We start from the raw sequence: 13,122 nt of genomic DNA, 5'->3' as shown, positions 1-13,122 counted from the left end.
TTAATTATAATACTGTTTTCCTCTTATGTTAGCGTGAATTGGAAGTTCCTGCTCAGGTTCTTGTTCAAATTCGATATGATCTAAGTTGTTTTCTAAAATATTTTGAATGGTCTTAAAATTGTAAATTTTAAAATCAAGTGCCCGCTTACAGGCATTTATTAATCGCTCTTTCCCTACCTTTTTCTCGAAGTTTAATATTCCCAAACAACTTTTATAAGCCTGTTCAGGATGGTTTCTACTTTCAATTATTTGCATAATATATTCTGCTACTGACTCGTCAATACTACTGGCCCAATCAATGAAGCGGGCAGCACTCCACTGAGCTACAAATTGATGCGTGCTAGCCATATGTTCCGGGATTGTGGTATAGATATAAGGTTTGTAATTCCTTGGATGGATGGCTATTCGATTGTATTTGTGATAGATCTCTACCGTTGATTTGGTATACAATAGTTTCGCTTTTTTCTTGACATATTGATACGGAACGCTATAGTAATTTTTGTCCTGACTTAATTGAACATGCCCATTTTGCATTACTGTTGCAAAGGATTGGTATTTGATTTCAAAACGTTCTTGTGGTAATGGACTTAGTTTTTGTTGTTCATCTTCTAAAAATAATTCTATCCGAGAGTACGGACGTCCTGTGAGTTTTCGACTGTTATGAGCATCCAATAAATCCCATATTTGCTGGTTTAATTCTTCCAGAGAAAAGAATTTAGTTTCTTTTAGATTTACATAAATCCTTCGATACAAGATCTTAACAGCTCCTTCAACCAATGATTTGTCTCGGGGTTTATAAGCCCTGGCAGGCAAGATTGTAGTTTGGTAATGTTCGGCTAAATCAGCCAAGGTTTCATTAATGGTGGGTTCAAAACGACTGCTTTTTATCACTGCAGATTTTAAATTATCCGGAACAATTGCCGCAGGAGTACCTTCAAAAAAACGCATAGCATTTTCTACCGATGTAACAAAATCTTCCTTTTGTTGGCTCATGGAAGCTTCGGCATAGGTGTATTGACTGGCTCCTAATATGGCTACAAAAAATTGTACTTCTTTAATTTCTCCCGTGTCTTTATCAATGATGGAGAGTGTTTTTCCAGCATAATCCACATACATTTTATCACCCGCTTTGTGATTCATGTGCATCACTGGATTGACTCGTTTGCTCCATATTTTATAATGATGTCCAAATTGCGAGCTTCGGTAACCATTAGGATTTAGGACAATATATTGCTCCCACATGTGCTGTATGGTAACGCCAACTTTTTTTAGTTCGCGTTCCATTTTAGGAAAAAAATCATAAAGAAGCTGCAGTTTGGGACTGATTGATTCCACGGTAGTGTGTGAGAACAAAAGTTCTAACTCAGCATCAGTTTTTTCACTAATTACTTCAAAACTTAATCCTAGCACTTCAAATAAAGAAATATACTTCTTTACCGTATTTCTAGAAAGAGATAAGTACTTACTTATGAATAACTTACTTTTTCCGTTACAGTAGAACTTAATTGCTTTTCTAATTTTACTCATGTCTGTTATTTTGTTTGCCATAATCCGTCTTTTTTTAACGAATGTATGGTGCTAACAACATGAAAAAGTAAGTAGTTTTTGATGATCAATTGTACCCCAAAATTAGGTGGTCAATTTGAACTGGAAAGTGGTGGTCAGTTTGCTCCGAAACTGGTGGTCAATTTGCACTGGAATAGGATGGTCAATTTGACTGGTTTTTCCAATTCAACCAAACCAACAAAATTATTTTTTGGTAAAATTAAATTTAGTCCTTCATCAAAAATACAAATGCTTAAATCTTCGTTAATGTGTGGTATGTATTTTAAATCATGGTAGCTTTCCTTACTGATAAAGATTTTGGGGGTTACAAAAGGAAAATCGTTTGGAAAACTCAAATAGAAAACAACATCAATATTTTTATTATTAAATGTTAATTCCGTTTGAATTTCCCAAACAATACTGTCTTTATAAAATTTATAATCGAGCGTTTTTAATTCTTCATTTTCTAAATTTTTACAATTTTCAATTTTTTTAAATTCTTTTAAAAGTAATTCGTAGTCAATCATTAAGCAGATTTGTTATCGTATCGTAATTGGTCAGGTGAAGAAAATGCTTTTGCCACATCTTCATCTTTTTCTTCAATGGTTGAACACGGAAATCTGTCTCCTAAATGCTTTTGCCATTTAGCGCAAGCATCTTTTTTACTTTTTGCTTCTACAGCTTGTTTTCCAGAAGTTATCAAACTATCTAAAGCGTCAAGAAAATTTTTCTTTTTAGTTTCAGATGAATATTTAACCAACAAATTTTCAGTAGTATCAACAGTAGGTCTGAAACATTCATATCTAGCCCAAAAGTTTTTTGAAGAATCAATTGCTAATTGAATAGATTTTAAAGTTTCTAAAAATGCTTCATCGTCTCTATCTTTTGATACATAATTGTTAACCGCCAAAATTGTAAATATCATGCCACTAGGTAAATTTAAGTGGTGTTTGTTATCAGTCCAAGCCTTTAAATAGCGTACTATTCTTTTTAATTGTTCTTTACCTTTTGCTTTTTCTTCAAACCATAATCTAAAAGCATAAGGATCACTTGGTATCCATCCTTTGTCTTTATGAGCTAATTCTGGCACATCAGAACTATCGAAGAAATATTCGTTATCATTATCTGTTGTTTTATAGTAAATTGGTAAGTCTATATGATATTGAGCAGCATATTGAACTCTAACACAAGTATTTTTATCAATACTATTTTGATTAGTTCTATTTTCAACCGCTTTCAAAATCCAACCATGCGCTTGTGATGGTGTAGGTCTATCTTCTTCTTTGCCAAAAATATAAACGCCATCATCAACATCATATTCGCCGCTCAATGGAAGAATAGACGTATTCATTGAGAACGAACCTTGGCCTTTAAATTTTACTGTGTGCTTGTCTCTATTGTCATCAAAATATTTTCGAATATCCTCTCGAACTGCATTTCTAGATGTTCTTAACTCTTTTTTTCTTTTTTCAGAAAGTTTAATGTTGTTATTAAAACTAACAAATGTTTCATTTAAATCAGCCATTTTATTGTTTTTTAGTTGTGTTATATAATTTTTTATTTTTAAAGAAATCTACGACTTCAGGTTTTTTCTTAAATATATCTGCCATATCTTTTCCCTTTCCTTTAATTAAGTCTAAAGCCTTTTTTGTAGCAACATCAAGCTGAATCAAACTTTCTTGGTCACTCGATATTTCAGAAGTTGGAATTCGAACATAATCAATAGATATATCTGAAAGGTTTTGTATTTTTTCCATAAAATAATGTGAAAAATAACTTTGTCCGGTTAGTGATGTTTCAAATAATTCATCCCTCCAATCTAAAAATGATCTATTCCTTTTTAAACCAGTCTTTTTGCCTCCAGTTAATGAGAGACTACTTACCGATAATATCTTCAATTTATCAAATTCTTTATTTTTGCCAACGAAATAATCTAGTGCTTCTAATAAACCAACTAGTGTTGGATTATTGCCCCAAACTCCGCCATCAATAAACTGTTTGTTATCGTAATATTTTATTTCAGCCATAGGAAAATAAGTTGGTGCTGCCGATGTAGCTAATGCAACATCAACCATTGAAGCACCATTATCTCTGTCAAGGTTTCCTTCTTTATGGTCAAATTTGAAAACAAAAGGTCTGGCTTCGGTAATAGTATAACTTGGAATACATAATAAATTATTACTATCTCCAATTTTACTATCCTTGAAGATGTTTTCTAATGCTCTTTTTAAGGGTTTATCGGAGAATTTACCTCCATATAGAACTTGTTTTAATGTACCTCTACTAATTTTAGTTTTTCCGAACTTTACTTTATTGAAACTTGGAAAGATTTTTGGTCCTTCTTCTTCATAAAATTTGCAAATTTCCGAAGCTGGAATTTTCAATGATAGCGCAAGTGCAATCAATCCTCCTGTAGAGGTTCCACAAATCATATCAAAATAATCCGAGATTGAACAATTGAATTTTTCTTCAAATTGTTCTAATATTTTCGCAGAATATAAACCTTTGATTCCTCCGCCATCTATTGATAAAATCTTAAATTCCTTTTCCATATATTACAAATAATATGTTAAAAAGTCAAAAATCATTCCTAGAATGTTAATGTTTACTAGTTATTCTTAAATATTTGATTTTTAGACAAATTGTCAGTTTTGTTGTCAGTTTCTCTATGCCAAATTAACCTTTTGAAAGTTAAGATTACATTTTGGCAGAATTTAAATATATTATATTTTTTTAGTAATAATATTTGACAATTGATATAATTCGATTAAGTCATTTTTGCAATTAGTTAATTGCCCTATCTCAATAAATGCGATATCATTGGCAAATGATTTTTCGCCAATTAAATGCTCAATATGCAAGTAAACTGCTTCTCGAAGTCTTGGATTGTCTTTGTGGATGATGTAGTTTTTGATGAATACTTTAATACCTAAATCGGTTTCTTTTTCCTGGTTCTCTAGTGGAATAAAATACATTTCACTAATTCGTAAATTGATGCCGTAATATTCAAGCGGTTTGTCTGTGCTGTTTTCATATTTGATTAGATTGGTTTCTGGTTGGAGAAATGCTGCAATCTTCCAACGTTCTACCACTGGAGCGAGATGTACTAGTAATTCTACTTCTTTGAAAAGATAAGGATTGCCATTTGCTGTAATGATTAGTTCTGCACCTTTATTTTTGTTTTTTATGATTAAATCAATGTCTTTATTGTATTGATGGAGTAGATTGATTAACTTATCGAAATGTACTTTGAGTTCGTCTTTGGGTATTTCGTTTAACAATAGAAAAACGAAGTTGTTTTCTTTGAAATGGTTCCAGAAGTTGGTTATTTGGTTCATCGCTTGTCTTTTATGGTTTTGTCGTAAGCAATTAAATTGAACATTTACTCACGCTTTGTCTATTGTTTTTTTTGGTGTTCGTGATTATGCAATTTATTTCCGTTTGTCTATTGAACTTCTATCATAGGCTATTAAATTGCATAATTCCCTCATTCGACTACGGACACGGTTTCCGTAATGGGTTTCAATTTCACTAGCCGAAAGGTTTGTAGTTATATGCGTTTGGATTTTTTTAGCTGTGAAAATATCATATCGACTTAATAGAATTTCTGCCATTACGTTACATTCGTTTCCATAATATTTGAGATTGTTCTCTGTTCCTAGATCATCGAAGCAGATTGTTTTGGGTTCTGATTCATATAGTTTGCCTTTGCTGTATTTGTGGATAACTTCATAGCCATCCTGAATAAATTCAAAACTTATATCTCGACACGGTTTTACGAAAAATTTATGCTCAGTAGGTGTTAGATATTTCATCAAGTTTATTAGTGATGTTTTACCACATCCGACTGGGCCAGAAAGTAAAATTCCTTTGTTGAGATTAATACCGTATTGAAAACAAGTAGCTTCGTCTTTTAAAAAATAAGCAATGAGTTTGTAAATTATGGGATAATCGCTTTCAAGAATTTTGAAATGATTTCCGAATAATTCAATGCCTTTTTTTTCTAACCAAACAATTACTTCAGTATAACTATAATGGCTCTGAATAATCTTTATCTGTTCCTGTGTTGAGGTTTTTTGCTCTGTTGGATTGTTGTTCATTTGAAATGAATTTAGGTGCGTTTAATATCCAATTTTGTGCTGCTGCTTGCCAATTGACCATCGGGGTTTTGCCACCGACTAACCAACCATTGCTGGAGAAGTAATTGAAAAATTTAATAGCTTCTAGTTCAGGAAAGTGTTGTTCGAGAAAATAGGTTTTGATATTTTCGATTGTTGGCACATTCTCTTTTTCTTTTTTGGCGGAACTTTTTTCTTTTTTCTCTTCATCAACAATTTTTAAAAACTCATCATCAATTTCATTTTTTTTTGCTTGCTCGTCCAAGTTTACAATCTTTAAATCGTTTGAAATGTTTGGTATGTTTGTATTGTTTATATAAGATACTAGAGCTTGTTCAGTACCTGTTTCATTACTTGTACCACTACCAGTATAAAGCTTGTTCACTACTTGTTCATTGACTAGTTCAAAAACAGGTTCATTTTTTGGTAATGTTATTTTTTCGCTTTTTGGAATTGGTTTTAGATCATCTGAGAAATTGAATAGATAAACGTGGCTTCCTTTGAATGGATTGTAAGATGGCTCGTAATTGATGTAGCCTAATGAATGTAAATTCTTTAAGCATTTATGATAGGTTGCTTTGGAGCTGATTTTGCTAATTCTCATTACCTCATCACGAGAAATACTGATTGGATTTTTGAAGCGGTTGCAATTCCAGAATTGGAACAATGCAACATACAAACTTACGTGAGTTGGATTGAGTGTTTTGTCAATTGCAACCTTCTCGAAAAATCCTGTTAGATGTTTAATATAATTCATCTTTTGGGTTATTTACGATTGAATAAATTAGGAGTTGCTTCAACTTTATTGGTTTCAATAACCTTTTCTAAATCATTACTGGAGTAATAGAGAATTCCTCCAATTTTAGTGTAAGTTAGTGTACCATTTACTCGTAGGTTTTGTAAAGTGCCGGAAGAAATGTTTAATAGTTTTCTGACTTCGTTGGATTTGAGCCATTGTTTTTGCTGTTGTGGTTTTGAATTAAACATTGTGCTTAAATCAGAAAGTAGGAGTATGCGAAATTCGTTTAAGTCTTCGCGGGTGATAACTTCGATTGCCATAACTGTAGATTTTGATTGTTATGGAGCAAATTTGTATGTTTTGAAGGGTTTTAATTCACAACTCAATCACAAGTTGTGAAAGATTTTTTGTAAATTTTATTTTCGGATATGATTCACTTTAATTAAATTGTTAAAAATTAAATTGTGTACAATTTAATTAAAATTAATACATACCTTTGCAAAAAGAGAAAATAAATGGAAGTAGAAGTTTTACGATTAGAAAATCAAATCTGTTTTCTGTTGTATGCCGCGTCAAGGGAAATCACACAGATATACAAACCACTTTTGGACGAATTGGATATTACTTATCCTCAATATTTGGTCTTACTAGTATTATGGGAAAAAGATAAACAAACCGTTAATCAGATTGGCGAGAAACTATTATTAGACAGTGGAACGCTGACGCCTTTATTGAAAAGGCTGGAACAAAAAGAATTGGTCAATAGAAAGAGGAGTTTAGTTGATGAACGAATTGTAGAAATTTCATTAACCAAGAAAGGATCTACTATAAAAGAAAAAGCAGAATGTATTCCGGCAAAAATGGCTGGACAATTGGATATTTCCGTTAAAGAAGCGGAAACATTAAAACTTATAGTTAATAAAATTTTAAAAAGAACAAAAAAATAATCAAAAATGAAAACATTATACACAGCTGTTGCAACGGCAACAGGAGGAAGAAACGGACATGTAAAATCTGATAACGGAGTTTTGGATTTGCAAGTAAGAATGCCTAAAGAGTTGGGCGGAACAAGTAACGATTTCACCAACCCAGAACAACTTTTTGCGGCTGGTTATTCCGCATGTTTTGATAGTGCACTAAACCTTGTTATCAAACAATCAAAAGTGCAAACAGGAGAAACTTCTGTTACTGCAAAAGTAAGTATAGGACAATTGGAAAACGGAGGTTTCGGACTTGCTGTGGAACTTGCGATAAACATTTCCGAAGTAACTATTGAGGAAGCACAACAATTGGCAGAAAAGGCTCATCAGATTTGTCCTTATTCTAATGCCACCCGAAATAATGTTGAAGTAAAAATAACCGCAACAAATAATTAAAATTTAAAATCATGGCTTCATTCAAACAAAAAACACTACGTTTTTTATATCCAATTCTTCGAAAAATGGCAAAATTTGGTAAAAACGGAACCGTTTTAAATAACGAACAAAAAGCTACTCCTAAAGAGCCGTTTTATGCACAACAGGTCACCTTGAATAATGGGAAAAACCTTGATTTTTCAACCTTTTCTGGCAAGAAAATTTTAATCGTAAATACGGCTTCTAACTGCGGCTATACAGGACAATATGCCGAATTGCAATCGTTGCATGAAAAGTTAGGTGACAAACTCGCCATTGTTGCGTTCCCTTCAAATGATTTTAGGGAACAAGAGAAAGCTGACGATAAAGAAATTGCTTCATTCTGCCAACTGAATTATGGTGTTACTTTTCCACTTGCCGAAAAAGGTGTGGTACTGAAAACAACGGAACAACAACAACCTGTTTTCCAATGGCTCACAAATAGCGAGGCAAACGGCTGGTGTGACCATGCACCTGATTGGAATTTTGGGAAATATGTCATTGATAAAAAAGGTATGCTGACGCATTATTTCGGACCTTCTGTCTCACCTTTAGATAAGGATTTTTTGGAAGCATTAGAAAAGTAATTACATGGGAATACTAACAGACGTCAAAATCTATTGTTGAGACTCCTAAAATTAAGTTATTTAACATCGCAAAAGAGGCAATTTGTTTTTCGTGGGAGGCATATAATTCTAGTTTATTAAAATTAGCTATTGTGTGTGATAATCTAGTGGTTGGTGTTATTTATTTAATACTTCTTTCAATACGGTTGTTCTGTTAATTGCCGATGGAAAACCCGAATAAATACTCATCAATTGCATTATTTCCTTAATTTCTGTTTCTTTTAAAAACAGATGTAACAAATGTTATTTCTAATGTCTAATTGATATTGACAGTCTTTGATATTTTCTTTTTGGAATATGATTTACTTAACTCATTTGTTACTTTAATTATTATTATGCTTTGGGATTCTATAATTTCAACTGCAACCAATTTTCGTTTATGTTCATTTTCTACTATTTTACTTTATTACAGCGTTTATTTTTGCCCATAAATCATTATCAAACCCAGAAACTGCAAAGTTACGATTATTGCGATCTGATGATTTCCCCATTCTGACAATTACCATTTTTTTACTAGGAATTACATAAATACGATTGTCTGCTGCTCCCATTGCTGCATACATATCTGCCGGAGCATTGGATACTAATTTGCCATTATATACTTTTTGTCCGCCAGGAACCATATAACTAGTTTTGCCATTTAACCACCAAAAATAGCCATAGGAAGGATTGATGTTTTGTGAGCTAGTAATACTTTCGTTAAAAAACTCCTCGTTTACAATTTGTTCATTGTGCCATTTTCCTTTGTTCAGCGCCATTAATCCAAATCTTGCCATACTTCGGGTAGTACTGTGATAAATTTTAAAAAATAGACCGTTTCTCCAATAACCATCCATTCCCAATTTGTTTTTTAATTTGGTATTAAAATAGTTTTCAAAGTCTTCATTGCTTGCGGCGGAAATTACATCCATTTGTTTTTGAAAAACATCATTATAAGACCATTTATTACCTGCATCAGCATCATATTTTAGTTTTCGTTTTGCAACAAGTTGAGTAGTTTTTATACCTGTTGTCATAGAAATTAAATGTTTAATGGTAATTAAATTTTCTTTTTCAACGGGTTCAACTGTCCATCCCTTCCCTAAATATTGAGATACTTTATTATTTATATTAAGCAATTTTTCCTGTTGGGCAATTCCTGTAGTTGCTCCGATTAATGTTTTCCCTGCACTGTTCCATTCCCAGGTTGTTGTAGGTGTATGCCCATCAAAATACTCTTCCATTACAATTTTTCCATTTACTAAAATAATAAACGATTTAGTATTTTTTTGCGCAAGATATTCTTTTAATGCTGATACTGAATTAACGTTCCAGCCCAATTCAGACATTGGTTTTGTTTTCCAAATGCCATCTGTATTAGAAGGAAAATACATTGGCTCTTCGGAAATTTGTTTAGCAGTTTGATTAGAAAATTCTACTTTTTTAAATCCAACAATAAGGATAAAAAAGGGTAATGGGATTAATTTTAAATATTTCATTTAATATTTGTTTACGGAAAAATCAAAAGATTGCTTTATTATATATAATATTAACTATAATTTATTACAGTAATAATTGTTGTCAGTTGGTTCTATACCTTTCCAAGGATACTCTAACTAAAATTCCATTTACAAAACATTTTGATTGTTATGGAGCAAATTTGTATGTTTTGAATGGTTTTAAATCACAACTCAATCACAAGTTGTGAAAGATTTCTTGTAAATGTTATTATTTTAGAGTGGCTTTTTTAAGTATTTAAAAAAAAGCTAATTCATAACTGATAATGTTTCGTCACTAAATTTCGTTGCGACTTTGTGATTGAGTTTCCTTCATTTGGAGAAAATAAAGATAGGATAAAAATGATCATTTAAGACAAAGCGAATAATTTTATGTGACAGACAGCGAGTCATAGTAAATTTTCACTGCATTATTTTTTCAACATTATTTTTCTGTATAAAATTTCTTTTTCTTCATCTGTTACTTTTAAAAAATAGATTCCATCAATGTTGTTTCTAATGTCTAATTGATATTGATTGTTTTTGATATTTTCTTTTCTAAAAATAATTTGTCCTAACTCATTAATTACTTCAATTTTCTGTATACTATTATTTTTCATAGTAATAGTAAAAGTAGAAGTTGATGGATTAGGATATATGTTTAAACTATTCTTAAAGCTATCAAAATCTTCATTATCTAAAATTGTTGGACAATAACTTGAACGTAAATTTTGAACATCACTACAAGGAAATTGGTAGTTGCTTTCAGGATAAACTACTAAAGGGTTGTCGGTTTGAACCAAACTTTGAAGTCCAGTTGGCATTGTCACTTGAGCAATACTTCCGTTACCAAGTGCCACATCTTTCCCAGCTAAGTTTCCATTGAAAGTGTAATCGCATAAGGCATCTAAAAGTCTGTAATAGGCATAATAATCTAATGCATTAAAAGCTGATGCTGAGTTTGGAACATTATGGTCGGCTAAATAGGTGTATCCATTAACGGTGTCTGATTTTAAAAGAGTAAAATCTTTTTCAGCTGGCGAAATGTTTATGTTATTATAAATATCTATTGCCATACGATGGTCATTGATAACATCGTCATCAAATATTTCGGACAACAGCTTTGTGTTTGATGGGAATGATTGAAGTTCTGTTTGAGAGATATTATAGGCGTACCAAGGTGCTAGTGTATAAATAAATCTTCCATTTTGTCCCCAATTGTTTTCGGTAAAACATTTATATGCATTTCCTATTGATGCACCACCACCAAAAGAATGTCCGAGAAACCCAACTTTGGTTGTATCGATGATTGCAGGATAGTCTCTTGCAGCTTTGCGAAATCCTTTTAACAAATTGTCATAACGGTCAGAAACAGTTACACCAGTGGTTTGATATGGTACGTACACAATTGCATATCCTTTCTTTGCCACAAAATTGAGCATTCCACTAATGTTCGCAGATATATTTCCTCCAAAAGCGTGACTATAAAATATTGTGGAAACTTTTATTGCAACATCTGAAGGGTAATATATTTCAATATTTTTTGCAGGATAATTTGGATTAGCAAATGAAATAACACCAACCGTATGAGCTCCGTCTGCGCCATAACCACTTGTTGGTTTTGGATAATTTGGATCGCTATATTGACCAAATGAATTAATTATTATACATGAAAATGCTAAAATTGTATAAACTAATTTCATAACTTTTTGTTTTTTATTAGATGATACTTCTTATAATAGGTTTAATCTATACTTATTCTAAAAGTAAGTAGTTATAATCTTTTTTATGTTCCTCAGTAAGGTATTTATTAAGATATATAACAATTTGCTTTTTTATGATCATGTTGTCTTCTGCTTTAAAAACAACAAAATAGTGATTGATAAATTTAACATATTGCTCTAAAGCCTCTTCAATATTGATCTCTTTTATTAGATAATTTGAAGTTTTAGCTTCATGTAGTAGTGGTAAAATAATGTTTGATTTAAAATTTATTTGGTACCCTTTAATGATTTCATCGCTAATTGGGTTTTTTTTTAAATCAAAGAAAAAGATATCGTGAAAATCTATTATAAAATCTATAGTTGCATAATATATCTCAATAAGTTTTTTAATTGGATTTTCTTTTTTTTTAAATAACGTGTTGATTTTTGTTTCAAAATCAACATTTATAAAATTAAGACTTTCTTTAATGAGCTCTTCTTTATTTTGAAAATGAGTATATATTGCACTTTTTGAAGTCGCTAAGAAAAAGGTGATATCATCTATTGTAAGACTTTTTATTCCGTATTTTTTTATTAGCTGAGCTGTTTTAAAAATAATTTTATCTTTATCCATAATTAAAAAAATTAGTAGTCATCATCTATTTTATCCATTCTAGTAATCAGTTTGTTTTTTAATGAGTTTAGGAACTTTGTTCTATCTGATTTTCGAACCCGAATTTCAAGAAATGTTCTTCTATATTGCCCCAAGTCAATTTCAAAAATTGTTTCAAAATACTCAGTAACGCTTTTTAAATCAGAAGTACCATTGTTAAATATTCCTTCTGAATGTAGCGCATATATTAGTTCTATTAAAGCTACTTTAGAACCAGTCCAGCATTGTTTTCCGTTATGGTTGTGTTGTACTTTTTCTTTAGGTAATCTTCTTCCTAAATTGGCAAGTTCATCTTCTAAATAAACCTGAATTAAATCGTGAGCCAAAATTTTTGCAACTTTGAAATCATGCGAAGTTGAAAAATCATGATCGACTTCAAAATAAAAACTGTCTAGTGTTAATTTAATATCAAATGTTCCTCTAATAAAATATTTATAATCAAGATAACAGTTTCCGGTTCTGTAATATTTATAAAAATCTAGATTGTTGTCGAAGTATCGTTTTAGTTTATCTAATTCGTTATTAAAATATTTTTTAACAATTCGTTCTCCTCCATAAGGTTTTTTAGTTTCAATTTTGTAAACAGCATTATAAAAAATTAGTTTAGATGTAAACTTTGGTTTGATGTTTTTAAAAAAATTAATTTCCTGTTCTTGATTTTTAAAATTTTCCTTACTAAATAATTTTTTGAGCTTTTCAATACCTTTAATTATAATCTCAATCGCTTTCTCACATCTTTTTATTTTATCGTCAATTTCGATGTCTATAAATTGCAGTTGCTCATTTAGGTCGATTAGTAGTTGATTACTTTTGGAATTCATTTATTAGACTTTTTTATTGAACATGAAA

General features: G+C 31.2%; 15 protein-coding genes. 3 read left to right on the top strand and 12 right to left on the bottom strand.

Annotated features, from left to right (window positions below; translation table 11 throughout):
* From istA to Q1W72_RS12125, 8 genes are all read right to left on the bottom strand, one after another.
* Complete coding sequence (gene istA / locus Q1W72_RS12160) at positions 1-1,548, bottom strand: IS21 family transposase (RefSeq protein WP_158730039.1); 1,548 nt, start codon at positions 1,546-1,548, stop codon at positions 1-3.
* A gap of 113 nt (positions 1,549-1,661) precedes the next feature.
* Positions 1,662-2,072: an E2/UBC family protein gene (locus Q1W72_RS12155; protein ID WP_302135554.1), complete on the bottom strand. Its 411-nt coding sequence runs from the start codon at positions 2,070-2,072 to the stop codon at positions 1,662-1,664.
* Positions 2,072-3,070 carry a CBASS cGAMP synthase gene (locus tag Q1W72_RS12150; protein ID WP_302135552.1) on the bottom strand — a complete coding sequence of 333 codons (999 nt, stop codon included), beginning with the start codon at positions 3,068-3,070 and terminating at the stop codon, positions 2,072-2,074. The genes Q1W72_RS12155 and Q1W72_RS12150 overlap by 1 nt, the downstream gene beginning before the upstream one ends.
* 1 nt (position 3,071) lies before the next feature.
* Positions 3,072-4,097: a CBASS cGAMP-activated phospholipase gene (locus Q1W72_RS12145; RefSeq protein ID WP_302135550.1), complete on the bottom strand. Its 1,026-nt coding sequence runs from the start codon at positions 4,095-4,097 to the stop codon at positions 3,072-3,074.
* Between the two features lie 171 nt (positions 4,098-4,268).
* The gene (locus tag Q1W72_RS12140) at positions 4,269-4,883 is read right to left on the bottom strand and encodes a hypothetical protein (protein ID WP_302135548.1); all 615 of its coding nucleotides are present in this window, start codon (positions 4,881-4,883) and stop codon (positions 4,269-4,271) included.
* 93 nt (positions 4,884-4,976) lie between these two features.
* Positions 4,977-5,645 (bottom strand): ATPase, encoded by a 669-nt coding sequence (locus Q1W72_RS12135; RefSeq protein WP_302135546.1) that lies wholly within the window; start codon positions 5,643-5,645, stop codon positions 4,977-4,979.
* Positions 5,575-6,420: a transcriptional regulator gene (locus tag Q1W72_RS12130; protein WP_302135544.1), complete on the bottom strand. Its 846-nt coding sequence runs from the start codon at positions 6,418-6,420 to the stop codon at positions 5,575-5,577. The genes Q1W72_RS12135 and Q1W72_RS12130 overlap by 71 nt, the downstream gene beginning before the upstream one ends.
* A gap of 8 nt (positions 6,421-6,428) precedes the next feature.
* Positions 6,429-6,722, bottom strand: a complete 294-nt coding sequence (locus Q1W72_RS12125; protein ID WP_302135542.1) for a helix-turn-helix domain-containing protein — start codon at positions 6,720-6,722, stop codon at positions 6,429-6,431.
* Between the two features lie 195 nt (positions 6,723-6,917).
* Between Q1W72_RS12125 and Q1W72_RS12120 the strand changes: the two genes are divergently transcribed.
* Genes Q1W72_RS12120 through Q1W72_RS12110 form a run of 3 tightly spaced genes read left to right on the top strand, consistent with a single transcriptional unit; the run spans position 6,918 to position 8,383 of the window.
* Positions 6,918-7,349, top strand: coding sequence for a MarR family winged helix-turn-helix transcriptional regulator (locus Q1W72_RS12120; RefSeq protein WP_302135540.1), 432 nt, complete (start codon positions 6,918-6,920; stop codon positions 7,347-7,349).
* Positions 7,350-7,355: 6 nt separating this feature from the next.
* The gene (locus Q1W72_RS12115; protein WP_302135538.1) at positions 7,356-7,778 is read left to right on the top strand and encodes an organic hydroperoxide resistance protein; all 423 of its coding nucleotides are present in this window, start codon (positions 7,356-7,358) and stop codon (positions 7,776-7,778) included.
* Positions 7,779-7,789: 11 nt separating this feature from the next.
* Positions 7,790-8,383, top strand: coding sequence for a glutathione peroxidase (locus tag Q1W72_RS12110; protein ID WP_302135537.1), 594 nt, complete (start codon positions 7,790-7,792; stop codon positions 8,381-8,383).
* A gap of 437 nt (positions 8,384-8,820) precedes the next feature.
* On the opposite strand, the gene Q1W72_RS12105 is transcribed toward Q1W72_RS12110, so the two are convergent.
* The 4 genes from Q1W72_RS12105 to Q1W72_RS12090 all read right to left on the bottom strand — a co-directional run bounded on the left by Q1W72_RS12105 (position 8,821) and on the right by Q1W72_RS12090 (position 13,094).
* Entirely contained in the window at positions 8,821-9,900 is a 1,080-nt protein-coding gene (locus Q1W72_RS12105; RefSeq protein WP_302135536.1) for a serine hydrolase, read from the bottom strand.
* Positions 9,901-10,328: 428 nt separating this feature from the next.
* On the bottom strand, positions 10,329-11,600 hold the full coding sequence (locus Q1W72_RS12100; RefSeq protein ID WP_302135535.1) for a T9SS type A sorting domain-containing protein: 1,272 nt from the start codon (positions 11,598-11,600) through the stop codon (positions 10,329-10,331).
* Between the two features lie 52 nt (positions 11,601-11,652).
* Positions 11,653-12,234, bottom strand: coding sequence for a TetR/AcrR family transcriptional regulator (locus Q1W72_RS12095; RefSeq protein ID WP_302135534.1), 582 nt, complete (start codon positions 12,232-12,234; stop codon positions 11,653-11,655).
* Between the two features lie 11 nt (positions 12,235-12,245).
* The gene (locus tag Q1W72_RS12090; protein WP_302135533.1) at positions 12,246-13,094 is read right to left on the bottom strand and encodes an RteC domain-containing protein; all 849 of its coding nucleotides are present in this window, start codon (positions 13,092-13,094) and stop codon (positions 12,246-12,248) included.
* Positions 13,095-13,122 lie beyond the last annotated feature (28 nt).

The sequence above is a fragment of the Flavobacterium sp. ZE23DGlu08 genome, assembly GCF_030505335.1.
Lineage (GTDB): Bacteria > Bacteroidota > Bacteroidia > Flavobacteriales > Flavobacteriaceae > Flavobacterium > Flavobacterium algoritolerans.
Note: the sequence above shows the minus strand (reverse complement) of the source record. Positions and strands in the feature narration are given on the sequence as shown.

Coding starts and splice junctions, on each gene's coding strand:
- istA (WP_158730039.1), bottom strand. CDS start 1,548: ATGGCAAACAAAATAACAGACATGAGTAAAATTAGAAAAGCAATTAAG.
- Q1W72_RS12125 (WP_302135542.1), bottom strand. CDS start 6,722: ATGGCAATCGAAGTTATCACCCGCGAAGACTTAAACGAATTTCGCATA.
- Q1W72_RS12105 (WP_302135536.1), bottom strand. CDS start 9,900: ATGAAATATTTAAAATTAATCCCATTACCCTTTTTTATCCTTATTGTT.
- Q1W72_RS12090 (WP_302135533.1), bottom strand. CDS start 13,094: ATGAATTCCAAAAGTAATCAACTACTAATCGACCTAAATGAGCAACTG.
- Q1W72_RS12150 (WP_302135552.1), bottom strand. CDS start 3,070: ATGGCTGATTTAAATGAAACATTTGTTAGTTTTAATAACAACATTAAA.
- Q1W72_RS12110 (WP_302135537.1), top strand. CDS start 7,790: ATGGCTTCATTCAAACAAAAAACACTACGTTTTTTATATCCAATTCTT.
- Q1W72_RS12155 (WP_302135554.1), bottom strand. CDS start 2,072: ATGATTGACTACGAATTACTTTTAAAAGAATTTAAAAAAATTGAAAAT.
- Q1W72_RS12100 (WP_302135535.1), bottom strand. CDS start 11,600: ATGAAATTAGTTTATACAATTTTAGCATTTTCATGTATAATAATTAAT.
- Q1W72_RS12130 (WP_302135544.1), bottom strand. CDS start 6,420: ATGAATTATATTAAACATCTAACAGGATTTTTCGAGAAGGTTGCAATT.
- Q1W72_RS12135 (WP_302135546.1), bottom strand. CDS start 5,645: ATGAACAACAATCCAACAGAGCAAAAAACCTCAACACAGGAACAGATA.
- Q1W72_RS12145 (WP_302135550.1), bottom strand. CDS start 4,097: ATGGAAAAGGAATTTAAGATTTTATCAATAGATGGCGGAGGAATCAAA.
- Q1W72_RS12120 (WP_302135540.1), top strand. CDS start 6,918: ATGGAAGTAGAAGTTTTACGATTAGAAAATCAAATCTGTTTTCTGTTG.
- Q1W72_RS12140 (WP_302135548.1), bottom strand. CDS start 4,883: ATGAACCAAATAACCAACTTCTGGAACCATTTCAAAGAAAACAACTTC.
- Q1W72_RS12095 (WP_302135534.1), bottom strand. CDS start 12,234: ATGGATAAAGATAAAATTATTTTTAAAACAGCTCAGCTAATAAAAAAA.
- Q1W72_RS12115 (WP_302135538.1), top strand. CDS start 7,356: ATGAAAACATTATACACAGCTGTTGCAACGGCAACAGGAGGAAGAAAC.